This is a genomic window from uncultured Bifidobacterium sp. (genome assembly GCF_963540075.1).
Taxonomy (GTDB): Bacteria; Actinomycetota; Actinomycetes; order Actinomycetales; family Bifidobacteriaceae; genus Bifidobacterium.
This window is the reverse complement of sequence record NZ_CAUTOG010000035.1, coordinates 1-15865: the sequence shown is the minus strand read 5'-3', so window position 1 is coordinate 15865 and position 15865 is coordinate 1. Positions and strand designations below refer to the sequence as shown.

Here is a 15865-nt window from a genome sequence, read left to right as displayed (position 1 = left end):
CCATCATCCCTGCGGATGATGATGCCGCTGGCGGATACGGGTGGGGCCCGGAACGCGTTCCCACGTTCCGGGCCCCACACGCCGGACAGCCGTTCCGGCGCAGCCTTCCCCTCATGCGATGCGGACGTCCGGCTCCCCCCGCCGGACGCATCCGCTCCGCGCAGACCGCTACTTGGCCAGGCCGGACTCGCGCACGGCCTCGAAGCCGCCCTTGAGGTCGTCGAGGATGTCCTCGATGTTCTCCGTGCCGATCGACAGACGGATGGTGCCGGGGTGAATCCCCTGGTCCTCGAGCTCCTCCGGGGACTCCTGCGAATGGGTCGTGGAGCCAGGGTGGATGACGAGGCTCTTGACGTCGGCCACGTTCGCCAGCAGGCTGAACAGATGGAGGTTGTTGATGAAGACGCGAGCCGCGTCCTTGCCTCCCTTGATCTCGAAGGTGAAGATCGAGCCGGCACCCTTCGGGAAGTACTTCTTGTACAGCTCATGGTCACGGCGTCCGGGGATCGCCGGATGCGAGACGGATTCGACCTCGGGGACCGTCTGCAGGTAGTCGACGACCTTCAGGGCGTTCTCCACATGGCGTTCGACGCGCAGCGACAGCGTCTCGGTGCCCTGCAGCAGCAGGAACGCCGCGAAGGGGCTGATGGTGGCGCCGGTGTCGCGCAGCAGGATGGCGCGGGCTCGGGTGACGAAGGCCGCAGGGCCGAGGGCCTCGTAGAAGTTCAGACCATGGTAGGAGGGGTCCGGCTCGGTGAGGGTCGGGAACTTGCCCGGCACCTGGTTCCAGTCGAACTTGCCGCCCTCGACGAGGACCCCGCCGAGCGTGGTGCCGTGGCCGCCGATGAACTTGGTGGCGGATTCCACGACGACGTCGGCGCCGTGCTCGAGCGGACGGAACAGGTACGGGGTGGCGAAGGTGTTGTCGACGATCACCGGCAGGTGGTGGCGATGCGCGATCTCCGAGATGGCCTCGAAGTCGGGCAGGTCGGCGTTCGGGTTGCCGAAGGTCTCGAAGTAGACGAGCTTGGTGTTGTCCTGGATGGCGTCCTCGAAGTTCTGGGGGACCTCGGGGTCGACGAAGGTGGTGGTCACGCCGTCGCGGGGCAGCGTGTGGCGCAGCAGGTTGTAGGTGCCGCCGTAGATGTTCTTGGAGGCGACGATGTGGTCGCCGGTCTGGGTGATGTTGCGGACGGCGTACTCCACGGCCGCGGCCCCCGAGGCCACGGCGAGTCCGGCGGTTCCGCCCTCGAGGGCGGCGATGCGGTCCTCGAACACGCCCTGCGTGGAATTGGTCAGACGGCCGTAGATGTTGCCGGGATCGGCGAGCCCGAAGCGTGCCTCGGCATGATCGAAGTCATGGAAGACGTAGCTCGTCGTCGCATAGATCGGGACGGCTCGGGAATCGCTGGCCGGATCGGCCTTCTCCTGGCCCACATGCAGCTGCAGGGTCTCGAAATGATACTTTCTGGTGTTCTCCGCCATGATGGCTCCTCGTGTTTCGTTGTCTCTGACGTTCGCCTCCGGTGGACCGCCCCTGCCGGATCCGTTCCATCGGTGCTGTCTGCGACCTTAGGACGTCGGCGCCGACGGCGGCAAGCCCGCGGTTATCGCGGTTGTCTATAGCCGGTGCCTGCGTGGCGTAAACACGGGCTTCGCGGACCTCCATGCGAGCCTGTGGAACGTCGTCACCAGACCCGCCACGGAGGTGCGACACGCCGGAGCGCCATCCTTCCCGATCAAGGCGGCCCCCATCCGTGGACGGACGCGGCATCCGCATGCGTCGTCCTGGCCTATGGGTCTGGGCTCATAGGCCCGCTTCCGGGGCGCGTCCGAAGGCGGGTCCCGCAGCGCGGAGCGGACCCCCGAAGGTATTAGCATCGGAGGGATGCCGCCGGACCGGTCCGCGGGGCGCCCCGCGACGGCCGGAAGGGCGCCCCTCCGCGGAAGCGGGACGGGGGTGGAGGACGGCGACGAAGGAAAGGACGATCATGACGGACGATACGGTTTTCTACAGGCGCGACCCGGAGTACATCCCCCGGGTGGCGGCGGTGCATGACATGTGCGGATACGGCAAATGCTCGCTCACGGCGGCCATCCCCATACTGTCGGCCGCCGGGTGCGACGTGTGCCCGGTGCCCACGGCCCTGTTCTCCGCGCATACGAAGTACAAGGTGTTCACGTTCCATGACACCACCGACATCCTCGACGGCTATCTGGACGCCTGGCGCGAGGAGAACGTCGACCTCGACGGCGTCTACAGCGGCTTCCTCGGATCCGCGGACCAGGTCAGGGTCATCCAGCGCCTGTATCGCGAGTATCCGAAGGCCCTGCGTCTCGTCGACCCGGTGATGGGTGACGGCGGCGCGATGTATCCCACGTACACCGAGGAGCTCTGCGACGCCATGGGCGTCCTGGCGGATGGGGCCGACGTCCTCATGCCGAACCTCACGGAGGCCTCCATCCTGACGGGACGGGAGTATCCCGGCCAGAACATCGATGACGCCGCCGTGGAGGGCCTGCTCGACGCGCTGCTCGCCCTGGGGGCGAAAAGCGTCGTTCTCAAGGGCATCGACCGCGGCGACGGGAGGCTGCGCAACTACGTCGCCACCGCCGAGGGGGGCGCGAAGGCCCGCATCGAGCTCGTCCATGACAAGCTGCCGTACATGATCCACGGCACGGGAGACGCCTTCGCCTCGGCACTGTGCGGGGCGGTGCTGGCGGGACGCGGTCTGGCGGAGTCCGCCCGTATCGCCGGCGAGTTCGTCCGGCATGCGATGGAGCACACCCGTCACCAGCCCCGCTTCGAGGAACGCGGCGTGAGCTTCGAGCTGGATCTCGGCGAGCTCACCACGCTGGTGCGGCGGTAGTTCCGCTTCCCGGCCCCACATCCAGGGGATCTCGTCGACGGCCGCGACTCGCCCTCGTTTCTGAGGCGGTGGCGCGGATGAGAGGACAGGCGGGACGCCGTATCCGACCACAGACGGCGAGACATCACGACTTTCCCACGGAAGTCGTGGTGTCCTTCGCATATGTGTCAGTCCCCGATGCCTCAGCCTCGCACGCAGCCCCTCAGTCCCGCGCCGTCGCCTGTGCAACCGGGATCGGACTCATCCGGCGCCATCCTCGGCGGTTGCGACGACAGCAGAAGCATCCCGGATCGTCACGGCGGGCATCGCCCGGCCGCGGTCCCACCGCTCAGCGACCCCTCCCTCACAGCCCGCGAGCTCGGCAGGCTCGGTGAGGAGCACGCCGCCTCCTGGCTCTGCGACCGAGGATGGAGGATCGTCGACCGCAACTGGGGGACGCGGTTCGGCGAACTGGACATCATCGCACTCGACGCCGAAAAGCGCCTCGTGTTCATCGAGGTCAAGACCAGGCGGTCGATGCTGCAGGGCGTTCCCGCGGAGGCCGTCACACCCGCCAAGCGCCTGCATCTGCGACGCGCGGCGGCCCAATGGCTGACCGCATCGCCGCGCGGACGGATCCGCCATCATGAGGTGCGCTTCGACGTCATCGCCATCGACGCCTCGGGACAGGCCCCGGTCATCACCCATATCGAGGGGGCGTTCTGATGGCGATCGGCAGCGCCCTGTCCGTCGGCCTGATCGGCCTGCAGGCCTTCGTCGTCGACATGCAGGCCTTCGTCTCCCCCGGCCTGCCCTACTTCTCCATCATCGGGCTCCCCGACGCCTCCCTGAGCGAGGCGCGCGAACGCGTGAAATCCGCCTGCCAGGCGAGCGGATTCGCCTGGCCGCAGACCCGTGTGACGGTGAACCTGTCCCCCGCCTCGCTGCCCAAGCGCGGATCCTCGCATGACCTCGCCATCGCCGCCAGCGTGCTCAGCGCGGCCGGGGCCATCCCCCACGACTGTCTGGCGGATGTCGTGGTGCTTGGGGAGGTCAATCTCGACGGGTCGGTGCTGCCCATCACCGGTCTGCTGCCCATCCTGCTGCATCTGCGCGAGCGCGGCATGCGTCGGGTCATCGTCCCCAGAGCCAACAGGGAGGAGGCGGATCTGGTGCCCGGCCCGGACGTGGTCGCCGTGGGCCATGTCGGCGAACTCATGGAGCTGATGGGCGGCTCGTCCCGCTACCAGCCGCGTGACGCCTCCAGATCCGACGCCCGGCAGGACGTCGCGGGACCCCCCACGCGCACCCCGCAGCCCATCGGCGACATGGCGGAGGTCCTCGGCCAGGAGGAGGCCAAGCACGCCCTGCTCATCGCGGCCGCAGGAGGACACCATCTGCTCATGACGGGCCCTCCCGGAGCCGGGAAGACGATGCTGGCCTCGCGGCTGCCGGGCATCATGGCCCCTCTGGACGAGGCGCAGCAGCTCGAGGTCGCCTCGGTGCGGTCGATCTGCGGAACGCTGTCCGCCTACGGCATCACGGGCGTGCCGCCGTACGAGGCCCCGCATCACACGGCGTCCACGGCCGCCCTCGTCGGGGGCGGGTCGGGGACGGCGTCTCCTGGGGCTGTGACCCGCGCGCATCACGGCGTGCTGTTCATGGACGAGGCGCCGGAGTTCTCCCCGAGGGCCCTGCAGACGCTGCGCGAGCCGCTGGAGTCGGGGATCGTCTCCCTGTCCCGGTCGAAGGGGACGACCCACTATCCGGCACGCTTCCAGCTCGTCATGGCCGCCAATCCCTGCCCCTGCGGGTACGGCTACGGGACGGGCGAGCGCTGCACCTGCCGGGAGAGGGAGCGTCTGCGGTACTTCTCGCGGCTGTCCGGACCGATCCTCGACCGCATCGACATCCAGATCGACGTCGCCCCCGCCGACAGGCTGCCGACCGGCGATTCGGCTGACGCGACGACCAGCGCGGGCATGCGCGCCACGGTTGCGCAGGCGCGAACGGCCGCACGGGAGCGCTTCCGCCGTCAGGGCTGGACGTGCAACGCGCAGGCCGCCGGAGGATGGCTGCGCGGGAACACGCCTCCCTCCGCGCTCGGCCCGGTCGAGAAGGCGGTGCGCGACCAGCGTCTGAGTCTGCGGGGCGCCGACCGCGCCCTACGTCTGGCATGGACGCTTGCCGATCTGTCAGGGCGGGCCTCGCCCCGGGTGGAGGACGTGATGCAGGGCATCGCCCTGAGGACGAGGACGCCCTGATGAGCCGCGACGTGACCGCGAACGACCGCATCACGGCGAACCGCTCCTTCTCCACCGACGATGCCGGCATCCCGGCCACCGGTCTCGACGACGAGACTCTGTCCCGCGCGACCCTCTGCCGCTGCGCGGACGGACCGGACGCCCTGCTGCAGGCGCTCGTTCTCGGCATGGGGACGGCGGACGAGACGCTGGCATGCCTCGCCGACCTCGATGTCCCGGCCGGTGCGGACGCCACGGGAGGACGAATCGCCGGCGCCAGGGCCAGCGGTTTGACGACGACCGTTCCCACGACGACGTCCGGCGACGGCCTGGACCGTCTCGAGGACGCCTTCACGACCGGCGTCCGGCGCTGGGGAGGGCGCATGGACCCCCGGGGCTTGGCGGCGTTCCACCGGGCGCTCGCCCGATGGCGGACCGTCCTCGAATCCCTTCCCCACGGCGACCGCGGCGAACTGGCGCGACTCCTCACCGATGATGGACGGCAGTGGATCGTCGCCCCGCACCACGCCCTGTGGCCGCATCGCCTCGACGACCTGTCCCTGAAGCGCGACTGGGCCACCCCGCTGTGCCTCTGGGGCCAGGGGGACCCGCGGATCCTGGTCGCATGCGAGTCCCCCGTGGCCATCGTGGGATCCCGAGGATGCGACGACTACGGCCGGCGGACGGCCTCGCGCCTGGCGGAACGACTGGCGGGCGACGGCCATGTCATCATCTCCGGAGGGGCCATGGGAACGGATGCGGCGGCGCACTGGGGGTCGCTCCGCTCCCGCGGCAGCGCTTCCGGGACGACGATCGCGGTCATCGCCGGCGGTCTTGACCATGCCGGCCCCCGCACGAACATGGCCCTGTTCACGCGGATAGTCGGCTCCTCGGGGGCGCTGGTCAGCGAACTGCCACCCGGGACCATCCCGCTGGCGCGCCGGTTCCTGCTGCGCAACCGGATCATCGCGGCCCTCGCCGGAACCGTGATCGTCGCACAGGCGCGTCTGCGATCAGGCGCGCTGAACACCGCCGGATGGGGCGCCGAACTCGGACGCGTCGTCTATGCGGTGCCCGGCCGCATCGACTCGCCGAACAACGCCGGATGCAACCGCCTCATCCGGGACGGCGCCGCGATCCTGCTCGATTCGCTCGACGCCGTCGACGAGCCGTGCGGCCACGGACGACACCCCTCACCGGAGGCCGTCACGGACGCGTCCGGCACCGGGCCCGACGATGCCCCCGGCACCGACCCCGACGAGGACCGTCTCGACGCGGCGATCCTGTCCCTGGCGGGCCGTCGGTCCCGACCGGCCCAGGGAATCACGCGCGAGGAGCTGATGACAAGGCTCAGACGACGGATGGGGGCCGCCGCGCCGGACATGTCCGGTCTGCTGTCGGCGCTCGGGCGTCTCGAACTGGAGGGACGTCTGGTCTCGGGGCCCGCAGGATTATTCACACCATCCACTGGAAGCGGGAAAGATCGACCTTCGGCATCCCCTGCGCCGCATGGGACGCCAGCGACCCTCTCGCAGGGACGTCTCCCTCTTCTCTGATGCCGGCGATCCGCTTCGGCACGTCTCCGCCCGTGGTCGCGGGCCGCGGCCCGTCAAGGAAGGCGACGCCCTCCGCCTCGAGAAGCTCCCATTGCCGACGCGGGCCGCCGAAGGCGAATCCCGGGGCGAGGGAGCCATCGTGGAAGACCACCCGATGGCAGGGGATGACCCCCGGCAGGGGATTATGGTGCAATGCCGTGCCGACCGCGCGGGATGCCCGAGGGCTCCCCGCAAGCTCGGCGATCTGACCATAGGTGGCCACGCATCCGCGCGGGATGCGACGCACCACCGCATACACCCTCTCCGCGAAGCCGCCACCGGCTCCCGAAACGCCATCGATCCCCACGCCAGAACCCCTGCCGTCCATACCGTCACCCCCGTCACCGTGATCCATCCGTGACCTCCAATCCTCGGCATCCGCATCTGACACCACGAACCCACCACGAACCCTGCCAGCCCCCATGTTCGCAGACGCGCGCGGGAATCGCCATCCGACGCGGGGGCGTAGGAGGCGCATCAGACGCATAAGGCGCATGACGACCATCGGGATCATCATCCCGCTGTGTCAGGCCCTGTGCGAGAATCGGGCGTATGAGTCCCAAGGAACTGGATAACCGCTACGACGCCGTGATCGTCGGGGCGGGAGCGGCCGGACTGTCGGCCGCGCTCGGCCTGCTGCGGTCCCCTCGCATCGCGGGTGAACGTGGACGCGGCGTCGCGCCGAAGATTCTGGTCATCTCCAAGCTCCAGCCTCTCAGGTCCCACACCGGGTCCGCGGAGGGCGGCATCGCGGCCAGCCTGGGCAACGAGGAGCATGACGACTGGCGCTGGCACTACTACGACACCATCAAGGGCGGCGACTGGCTCGCCGACCAGGACGCCGTGAGGATCCTCGCCGAGGAAGGCCCCCGAACCGTGGTGCGGCTCGAACATGACGGCGTGGCCTTCTCCCGCATGGAGGACGGCCGCATCGCCCAGCGCCGGTTCGGCGGCCATACGGCCAACCTCGGTGAGCGGCCGGTTCGCCGCGCCGCGTACGCCGCCGACCGCATCGGCCACCAGATCCTTCACTCCCTGTGGCAGCAATGCACGGCGGCCGGGGTGGACTTCGCCGAGGAATGGTATGTCACCGACCTCGTGACGTCGCACGACGGAACGGCCGTGGAGGGCGTCGTGGCCTTCGACATCGCGACGGGACGCACGCATCCGGTGCGAGCGGACGAGGTGCTTCTCGCCACGGGAGGAGCCGGACGCCTGTTTCGCACGACGTCGAACTCCTGGGACCTCACGGGCGACGGCATGGCTCTGGTTCTGGCGGCCGGGCTGCAGCTGGAGGACACCGAATTCATCCAGTTCCACCCCACCGGTCTCGCCCATACGGGGATTCTCCTGTCGGAGGCCGCGCGCGGCGAGGGAGGCATCCTGCGCAACGCCGAGGGACGGGCGTTCATGGCCGACTACGCACCCGAACAGAAGGACCTCGCGGCCCGGGACGTCGTCAGCAGGGCGATCAGATCGGAGACCGACGCGGGCCGCGGGGTCGCCGACCCGCAGGACCCCCAGGGACCGAAGGACTGCGTCTGGCTCGATCTCACGCCGATCGACCCCATGCGCATGGCCTCCGCGCTGCCCCAGGTGCTGGAGACCATCAGGCGCTACGCCGGGCTCGACCCAAGCCACGAATGGGTGCCCGTCAAGCCCACCGCCCACTACACGATGGGCGGCATCCCCATCACCACCGACGGACGCGTCTACCGCTGGCTGGACGGAGACAGGCGCGTCGTCGACGGCCTGTTCGCGGCCGGGGAATGCTCCTGCGTCAGCGTCCACGGCGCCAACAGGCTCGGCGGCAACTCCCTGCTGGACGCCTGCCTCTTCGGATCGCGCGCGGGCACGGCGATGGCCGCGGACATCGCCGACCGCAGAGATGCGGACCCGGGGACGGACGACGCCGATACGATCGGCGCCGCCGAGGCCGATGACGACGGACGTGGCCTCGAAGCCGACGAAACCGACGTCGCGGACACGGTCCGCCATGGGGTCGCGACCCACGAGGCCGGCCGCGACCACGTCGAGCGGGCCGCCGAAAGACGGAGGGCACTCGTCGCCATGACGCTGGCCGACGATTCCGGGGAAGCCGTCGACGCGAACGACAATCCCTACCGTCTGCTCGCCGACATCGAGTCGACGATGGAGGATGCGCTCGCCGTCCGCTGCGACGAGAAGGGCATCGATCAGGCTCTGGAGTCCTTCGACAGACGGCTTCTGCCAAGGGCCGGGGCCCTGCGGGCGCACAACGCCACCACCGCCTTCAACCAGGAGCTCACCGCCATCTGGGAGGTGCGTCATCTGGCCGCACTCGCGAAGGCGATGCTCACCGCCACGTCCGAGCGCCAGGAGTCCCGCGGATCGCTGTTCCGCACCGACCATCCGAAGCGGGACGACAGGCGCTTCCTCGCGCATTCCATGGTGGACGCCACGGGAAAGGTGGACTGGCAGCCCGTGCATATCGTGGACATGCCTCCGGAACGAAGGGACTACTGATGAACGCTGACATGGATGCCGAACCCCCGTTCCCGTCGACGGTGACCCTTCGAGTCCACCGGTTCCTGCCACGTCCCGACAGGGACAGAGGACGCTCCTCCAGCCCCTTCGGGGCGCGCCGATCACCGTTTGGCGCATCGTCCTCCCCCTCCAGGCGCCGCCACGGACGCCAGTGGACCGAGGACTTCACGATCGCCGCACGCCCGGAGGACACTGTCCTCGATTGTCTTCAGCTCATCCGTCGCACCATCGACCCCACGCTCGCCTTCCGCTATTCCTGCGGGCATGGCATGTGCGGCTCCGACGCCGTGTCCATCAACGGCTCCCCCACCCTCCTGTGCACCGCGACCGTCGGGGACTGGACGAAGGCGGCGCACGAGGACGGAGGCTTCCGTCGCACGGGGGCCGACCCCGGGAGCGGCGAAGCGGCGACGGCAATCATCGACACGACCGATGCGACCGATGCGGCGGACGGCGGAAGGGCGAAAGCGACGGACGCAGCCGAAGGCGCACGCACGTCCGCAACGGACGTCACGGACGGCACGCGGTCCCCAGACCAGGCGGATGACGGGGCATTCGCACAGCCCCCCGTCATCGAGGTCGGACCCCTGCCCGGATTCCCCGTCATCCGCGACCTGGTGGTCGACATCGACCCCATGTTCGACCAGATCCGACGTCTCGACCCCCATCTCGTGGGCGCCGACGACCCTTCGACGGAATCACGGACGGCCGCCCACGAATATCTCCAGACCCCCGCGCAGCTCCGCCGGTACGAGCTGCTCAGCGACTGCATCGCCTGCGGCGTGTGCGAGGGAAGCTGTCCCGTGTACGCCGGCGGCGAGGCCTTCGTCGGCCCTGCCGCTCTGGTCGCCGCCTCGCGCTTCATCAACGATTCGCGCGACACTCTCACCGAGGGGCGTCTGGACGCCATCGACACCCAGGACGGGGTGGCTGCCTGCCAGTCCGTGCGCGCCTGCTCCCGGGAGTGCCCACGCGGCATCGACGTCGGCGAGGAGATCTGGAGACTTGTCGCGAAGGTGAAGGAGCGGCAGGCCTGACGGCGCCTGAACGGGTCCGGGGACGGCCGCCGATGGGAGCCCGAGGGCTAGAGTGGAGCGCATGAAGAGGACGTCATACGCGAATCTTGCCAGGCTCTGGACCGCCGTCGAAGGGCGGGCCGAGGAGCGCGAGCCGGAGTGGACGGCGCGGATTCGACGCTCGGCCGAAGCGCAGGGCATCCCTCAGCCTCCGGCCGCGCAGGGCGAGCTTCTTGAACTGCTGGTGCGACTTCTCGGGGCGAGATCCGTCATCGCGGTGGTCACGGGCGACGTCATCGACGTCCTGCGCCTCGTCGATGGGCTGGACGGCAGAGGGCAGGTCACCGCGGTGGATTCCTCGCCCGAGGGCATCGGCCTCCTGCGCTCCCTCTCAGGCGGGCTGTCCGGAAGAACGGGCACCGGCCTGAGAGCCGCGAAGGCCGCACCCGACGTCTTCCTCCCCCGGCTCAACGCCGGCGACTACGACCTCATCGTCGTCGGCGGCGCGGCCTCGAACTACGCCCCGGCTCTGGCGGAGGCCCCCCGTCTGCTCAGGGCCGGCGGCGTTATCGTCTTCACGGACGTCATGGCGCTGGCGCATGCCGAGGAGGACGGCGGCGGGGTCCCGGACCCGGTGGACCGCAGCGCCGACACGGTGGCCATGCGACAGCTCATCGACGACATCACCCAGGACGAACGCTTCGACACGGCGCTGACCCCCAGTGGAACGGGAACCCTCATCGCCAGGCTCCGAGGCTGACGGGAACCCACAGGCCGGCGAACGGGGGCGGTCGGACGGCGAGACTCCCCTCCTCCGCCGGTCGCCTTCACTCCCGGCGGGCGGACATGATGTCACGGACGGCGACGTCGACGGCCTCGTCCGGGTCGTCGGTCGTCATGACCAGATGCGGGTCGATGGCCGAGACCATGCCCCGCGAACGCACGGTGCCATCCAGCCAGTCGAGCAGACCCCGCCAATACTCGCTTCCGAAGAGGACGACCGGCATCGACGTGACCTTATGCGTCTGCACGAGGGTGAGAAGCTCGAACATCTCATCCAGGGTGCCGAACCCGCCGGGGCAGACGATGATGCCCGAGGAGTACTTGACGAACATGGTCTTGCGCACGAAGAAGTAGCGGAAGGTCATGCCGAGGTTGACCCAGGCGTTAAGCCCCTGCTCGTGGGGCAGTTCGATGCCGAGCCCGACCGAACGGCCGTTCTCCTCCGCGGCGCCCCGGTTCGCCGCCTCCATGATGCCGGGTCCCCCGCCCGTGATGACCGCGACGCCCTTGCGGACGATGCCCCGGCCCATGCGCCTGGCGGCGGCGTATTCGGGGTCGGTGGGACGGACGCGGGCCGAGCCGAACACGCTCACCGCCGGCCCGAGCTCGGCGAGCGCCCCGAATCCGTCGACGAACTCGGACTGGATGCGCAGCACGCGCCAGGGGTCCATATGCAGCCAGTCGGCAGGTTGGCCGGGGCGCAGAAGATTGCCCGTGGTGGTGTCCGTGGGAATCATCGGCCCGCGCATGATGACGGGGCCGCGACGATAGGTGCCGGAATCCGCCGGGGACTTGTCAGCGCTCAGCGCCGTTTCATCATCATCCGTCCCCTCACGTCCCGCCGTTCCATCCGACTCCGTGTTGTTAAAATTCATCGAGCATCCGTCCTTTCATCCCGTCATCCTGCGAAACCCGTCATCCCAGGAAACCCGCCATCCTGCGAACAGGCATTCCGACGCCGACCGCGATCCCGTCGCCCGGACCATCAGTCGTCGACGGGCATCCATCCGAATCCGAATCCACATATGTCTCCGCTGACGACCAGAACATCCCGCCAATGCCTCCGCCACCGCGCCTACGGCCGCATCCATGCCTCCATCGTCCGTCATGCGGTCTCCTCGTGGGTGATGAAGGCGCGCCCGGCCGCCCTGTCCGTCTCGTCCTCACGGGCGCGTCCGCTCCTCTCGTAACGCTTCGACTGCCGATGGAGCAGCACGCCCGACACGCAGGCGGCGACGAGGGAGGCCACGAGCACGCCGAGACGCGCCTCGGCGGACAGCTCGGCGTCCTTGTAGGCGAGGGAGGCCAGAAGCAGCGAGACGGTGAAGCCGATCCCGCAGGCGCAGGCGGCCGGAAACAGGTCATGCAGACGCAGTCCGCGCGGCAGGCTGAGACGCCCGAGCGTCGTGGAGAGCCAGGCGACGAGCATGACGCCGACGGGCTTGCCCACGGCGAGCGCCACGACCAGCGACACCACCACCGGCGAGACGAGCAGACGCGGGGTGAGCGAGTCGAGGTGCACCCCGGTGGCGAACAGAGCGAACAGGGGAAGGGCGAGCAGCGCCGAGAAGGGCTGCAACCGGTTGCGGTAGCGTTCGGCGCGCGGACTGTCCTCCCCATGGATCTCACGCGAGGGAGTGACGAGCCCGACGAGCACGCCGGCAAGCGTGGGATGCACGCCCGCCTCATACATCATCACCCACGCGAGCGCGCCCACCACGGCGACCAGCGGCCAGGGCACGCGTCTGCGGCGCACCAGCCAGGCCCAGGCCAGCGCGCAGGCGGCGATGCCGAGGAACCAGTACCAGCCGTTGAGGGAGGAGAAGAACACGGCGATGAGGATGATGGCCAGCAGGTCGTCCACGGTTGCCAGGGTCATGAGGAAGGCGCGGATGGATCCGGGAAGGGCGCCGGCGAACAGGGCAAGCACCGCAAGAGAGAAGGCGATGTCGGTGGCCGTGGGGATGGCCCATCCCCGGGCGGCCTCGGCGAATCCCAGCGAAGACCCCGAGCCGAGAAGCACGGATCCGACGTCCCCGGGACCGTAGTGGGAGAACAAAGCCATGACGCCGACGAACAGCACCGGGGGGACGAGCATGCCTCCCACGGCGCACAGCATGGGAACGGCCGCGGCGCGGGGATCTGCGAGCGAGCCCGTGGTGAGCTCCTGTCTGAGGTCGAGGCCGACGACGAGGAAGAACAGGGTGAGCAGCCCGTCCTGCATCCAGTGGCCCAGGGACATGGAGACGTTGGTGCCGGGGACGCCGAACGCGATATGGGAGACGTGCTCGAAGACGGGGGCCGTGGCGGGGATGTTGGCGAGCAGCAGACCGAGGACGGCGAAGGCGAGCATGACGAGCCCGCTGGCGCGGTCGGAGGCGGCGATGCGGACGATTCCACGCCACACGCGGCGCGGTCCCGACGCACGGCTTCCCGTCGCGCTCCGATCCATCCGCCCTCCTCCCGTCGCCGTCCCGTCGTTCTCCCCGCACCCGGAGAATGGCATGTCGCTCCGGGGTGCCGCCGACCCTCACCGCCCTCAGTCTAGGCGACGTCCTGTCCGCGAGCCCGAAACCTCACCGGCAGGACGCGCGACGACCGTTACAGGGACCCCACGGCCCCGGCGATCCCGTCCAGCGCCCTGCGAAGCAGAGACGGCGGACAGGCGAGGTTCACCCTTTCGAATCCGGCACCGGAACGTCCGAAGTCGATGCCGTCGTCGAGATAGACGCGCGCCTTCGTGCGCATGAGGTCACGCAGCGCGTCAGCGCCGAGGCCGAGGCCGCGGCAGTCAAGCCAGGCGAGGTAGGTACCCTCGGGTTCGACGAGCCTCAGACCCGGGCAGGAGGAGACCATGTCCCGCAGCATGCGGAGGTTGCCTTCGAGCACGCCCAGCAGCTCGTCCAGCCAGGCGTCCGCATGACGGTAGGCGGCCTCGGCGGCGACAAGGCCCACATGACTGGGCATGAGCCCGCCGATGGATTCGGCCGCCACGTCGTAGGCACGTCGAAGCCCCTTGTCGGGGATGATGACGGTAGAGCAGGCGAGACCGGCGAGGTTGAAGGTCTTCGTCGGCGCGGTGAACTCGATGCAGTGTCGCGCATAGCGCTCACCGAGGGTGGAGAACATGGTGACCGTATGCCCCGGATGAGCGAAGTCCGCGTGGATCTCGTCACAGAGGATCGTCAGCCCGTCGTCGAGGGCGATGTCGCCGACGGCCCGCAGCTCGTCGGCGGTCCATACGCGGCCGACGGGGTTGTGGGGGTTGCACAGGATGATGGCCGTGCACCGCGGGTCGGCGGCCTTGCGGGCGATGTCGTCGAGGTCCATGACGTAGCGTCCGCCGGGACCCTCGACGAGTTCGCTGTCGACGATGGTGAGCCCCACGCGGCTGGTCGTCGCGGGGAACGGCGGGTAGGAGGGACGAAGGATGATGACCTGGTCGCCGGTATGGGTGACGGCCCGCAGGGCCGCATTCACGGCCGGCATGACGCCGTCGGACACGCGCATCCAGGAGAGGTCGGCGTCCAGGCCGTGCCGCGAGAGCATCCAGTCGTGCACGGCCTCGAAGTAGCCGGGCCGCACGTAGTCGTAGCCGAACACGTCATGCGCGGCCGCCGCCCGCATCGCCTCGACGATCTCGGGGGCCGGAAGGAACTCCATGTCGGCGACCGACAGGGCGATGACGTCCTCGTTGCCCTGTCCCATGTCCCGTTCGATGAGATGCCATTTCTCCGAGCCCGTCCCGCGTCTATCGGGGATCGTCGTGAAGTCGTATGTCATGGGTCGGTTCTCCTTGTCCGTGTTCCGTCCGCCCGTCATCCATCTTCCGCCGTGCCTGCGTCCGTCCGACACATGGCGGTCCGGCGCCGCTCACGATGGGGCGTTCCCGTCGACGGGAACGCCGCCATCCGTGACCGGATCCGCGCCGTCCCCGCAGATCCGGGACATCCATGCGGCGATGTCCCGCGCCATGCGCACGCGCGAGTTGCACAGCCCGTGCTCGGTGGGATACAGGACCAGCCGATGGTCGCCGTGGGCGCGTCCCTGGGACTCCGCCTCGGCGTCACCGGCCCGAAGCCTGCGCCACAGCGGCATCAGCATCTCGTCGACCGGAGCCACGTCGTCCAGCGTGCCTCCGATGAGCAGCAGGTTGCGTCCGACGAGCTCGTCGGCGTGCGCCTCGAAGTCGGTCCGCGGCCAGAGTCTGCGCGCATCCTCGAGGATGGAGTAGGGACCTTCCACGCGAAGCACGCGACCCTCCCCCGCGATGGCCTCGCGCAGCAGGTCCTCCCGGCCGGAGCGGAAGACGCGGGAGACGTCGAAGGGCGTCATCAGCACCGTGCCCCGCACCCGGCCGAGAAGACGCGTGGCCGTCAGCGCCGTCTGCCCTCCCATGCTCTGACCGGCGAGGAACAGACGGTCGGGATCCACGTCGTACCGGGAAACGCCTTCCTCGAGCGCCCAGTTCGCGAGCGCCACGGCGTCCTCGATGCAGTGCGAGTACGAATAGAAGCCCTCGCTGCCCCAGGCGCCGCGGTGGAAGACCCGCAGCACGACGCAGCCGGCGCGCTGCAGCGCGAAGGCGAGGTCGTCGTTGTTGAGGACGCCCGGAAAGCCATGGAAGAGGCATACGCAGGGACGGGGTCCGGTGAAGGACCCGTCGGGGCGGTAGACCTCGCCGTAGACGTGGCTGGAGTCGACGACGAGGTCGAGCAGCTCGTAGGAGGCGACGGGGGACATGCTCCCGGACCGTTCCTCCGGCGCCTCCGGGTCCTCGACGACACCTTCGGGACGCATATGCGCCATTGGCATGACGGGCATGGCTCCTCCTTACGGCGGGAAGCATATCG

Annotated in this window: 13 protein-coding genes; 7 read left to right on the top strand and 6 right to left on the bottom strand. The window is 69.3% G+C overall.

The window, feature by feature from the left end; genetic code table 11:
• Positions 1-168: 168 nt before the first annotated feature.
• A complete protein-coding gene (locus tag RWX87_RS05230) occupies positions 169-1485 on the bottom strand; it encodes an O-acetylhomoserine aminocarboxypropyltransferase/cysteine synthase family protein (protein WP_314688285.1) in 1317 nt (438 codons plus the stop codon).
• A 506-nt stretch (positions 1486-1991) separates the two neighbouring features.
• Here RWX87_RS05230 and RWX87_RS05225 point away from each other — a divergent pair.
• The 4 genes from RWX87_RS05225 (at position 1992) to RWX87_RS05210 (ending at position 6648) form a co-directional block, all read left to right on the top strand.
• Positions 1992-2870, top strand: a complete 879-nt coding sequence (locus RWX87_RS05225) for a pyridoxal kinase (RefSeq protein WP_314688283.1) — start codon at positions 1992-1994, stop codon at positions 2868-2870.
• A 222-nt stretch (positions 2871-3092) separates the two neighbouring features.
• Positions 3093-3575 (top strand): YraN family protein, encoded by a 483-nt coding sequence (locus tag RWX87_RS05220; protein WP_314688280.1) that lies wholly within the window; start codon positions 3093-3095, stop codon positions 3573-3575.
• A complete protein-coding gene (locus tag RWX87_RS05215) occupies positions 3575-5113 on the top strand; it encodes a YifB family Mg chelatase-like AAA ATPase (protein ID WP_314688277.1) in 1539 nt (512 codons plus the stop codon). The genes RWX87_RS05220 and RWX87_RS05215 overlap by 1 nt, the downstream gene beginning before the upstream one ends.
• On the top strand, positions 5113-6648 hold the full coding sequence (locus RWX87_RS05210; protein ID WP_314688274.1) for a DNA-processing protein DprA: 1536 nt from the start codon (positions 5113-5115) through the stop codon (positions 6646-6648). The genes RWX87_RS05215 and RWX87_RS05210 overlap by 1 nt, the downstream gene beginning before the upstream one ends.
• Here RWX87_RS05210 and RWX87_RS05205 read toward each other — a convergent pair.
• Positions 6548-7042 (bottom strand): MGMT family protein, encoded by a 495-nt coding sequence (locus RWX87_RS05205; protein ID WP_314688271.1) that lies wholly within the window; start codon positions 7040-7042, stop codon positions 6548-6550. The genes RWX87_RS05210 and RWX87_RS05205 overlap by 101 nt on opposite strands.
• Before the next feature lie 197 nt (positions 7043-7239).
• Between RWX87_RS05205 and RWX87_RS05200 the strand changes: the two genes are divergently transcribed.
• From RWX87_RS05200 to RWX87_RS05190, 3 genes are all read left to right on the top strand, one after another.
• Complete coding sequence (locus RWX87_RS05200) at positions 7240-9192, top strand: FAD-dependent oxidoreductase (protein ID WP_314688269.1); 1953 nt, start codon at positions 7240-7242, stop codon at positions 9190-9192.
• A complete protein-coding gene (locus tag RWX87_RS05195) occupies positions 9192-10250 on the top strand; it encodes a 2Fe-2S iron-sulfur cluster-binding protein (protein ID WP_314688266.1) in 1059 nt (352 codons plus the stop codon). The genes RWX87_RS05200 and RWX87_RS05195 overlap by 1 nt, the downstream gene beginning before the upstream one ends.
• A gap of 61 nt (positions 10251-10311) precedes the next feature.
• On the top strand, positions 10312-10989 hold the full coding sequence (locus RWX87_RS05190; protein ID WP_314688264.1) for a methyltransferase: 678 nt from the start codon (positions 10312-10314) through the stop codon (positions 10987-10989).
• A 67-nt stretch (positions 10990-11056) separates the two neighbouring features.
• Here RWX87_RS05190 and RWX87_RS05185 read toward each other — a convergent pair whose 3' ends face one another.
• The 4 genes from RWX87_RS05185 to RWX87_RS05170 form a co-directional block, all read right to left on the bottom strand.
• Positions 11057-11887, bottom strand: coding sequence for a TIGR00730 family Rossman fold protein (locus RWX87_RS05185; RefSeq protein WP_399552311.1), 831 nt, complete (start codon positions 11885-11887; stop codon positions 11057-11059).
• A gap of 230 nt (positions 11888-12117) precedes the next feature.
• Positions 12118-13464: a Na+/H+ antiporter NhaA gene (locus RWX87_RS05180; protein ID WP_314688262.1), complete on the bottom strand. Its 1347-nt coding sequence runs from the start codon at positions 13462-13464 to the stop codon at positions 12118-12120.
• Positions 13465-13613: 149 nt separating this feature from the next.
• On the bottom strand, positions 13614-14795 hold the full coding sequence (locus tag RWX87_RS05175) for a MalY/PatB family protein (RefSeq protein WP_314688260.1): 1182 nt from the start codon (positions 14793-14795) through the stop codon (positions 13614-13616).
• A 90-nt stretch (positions 14796-14885) separates the two neighbouring features.
• Positions 14886-15836, bottom strand: coding sequence for an alpha/beta hydrolase fold domain-containing protein (locus RWX87_RS05170; protein ID WP_314688257.1), 951 nt, complete (start codon positions 15834-15836; stop codon positions 14886-14888).
• Positions 15837-15865: the final 29 nt, after the last annotated feature.

Coding starts and splice junctions, on each gene's coding strand:
- RWX87_RS05200 (WP_314688269.1), top strand. CDS start 7,240: ATGAGTCCCAAGGAACTGGATAACCGCTACGACGCCGTGATCGTCGGG.
- RWX87_RS05230 (WP_314688285.1), bottom strand. CDS start 1,485: ATGGCGGAGAACACCAGAAAGTATCATTTCGAGACCCTGCAGCTGCAT.
- RWX87_RS05180 (WP_314688262.1), bottom strand. CDS start 13,464: ATGGATCGGAGCGCGACGGGAAGCCGTGCGTCGGGACCGCGCCGCGTG.
- RWX87_RS05190 (WP_314688264.1), top strand. CDS start 10,312: ATGAAGAGGACGTCATACGCGAATCTTGCCAGGCTCTGGACCGCCGTC.
- RWX87_RS05210 (WP_314688274.1), top strand. CDS start 5,113: ATGAGCCGCGACGTGACCGCGAACGACCGCATCACGGCGAACCGCTCC.
- RWX87_RS05185 (WP_399552311.1), bottom strand. CDS start 11,887: ATGAATTTTAACAACACGGAGTCGGATGGAACGGCGGGACGTGAGGGG.
- RWX87_RS05175 (WP_314688260.1), bottom strand. CDS start 14,795: ATGACATACGACTTCACGACGATCCCCGATAGACGCGGGACGGGCTCG.
- RWX87_RS05205 (WP_314688271.1), bottom strand. CDS start 7,042: ATGGATCACGGTGACGGGGGTGACGGTATGGACGGCAGGGGTTCTGGC.
- RWX87_RS05225 (WP_314688283.1), top strand. CDS start 1,992: ATGACGGACGATACGGTTTTCTACAGGCGCGACCCGGAGTACATCCCC.
- RWX87_RS05170 (WP_314688257.1), bottom strand. CDS start 15,836: ATGCCCGTCATGCCAATGGCGCATATGCGTCCCGAAGGTGTCGTCGAG.
- RWX87_RS05195 (WP_314688266.1), top strand. CDS start 9,192: ATGAACGCTGACATGGATGCCGAACCCCCGTTCCCGTCGACGGTGACC.
- RWX87_RS05215 (WP_314688277.1), top strand. CDS start 3,575: ATGGCGATCGGCAGCGCCCTGTCCGTCGGCCTGATCGGCCTGCAGGCC.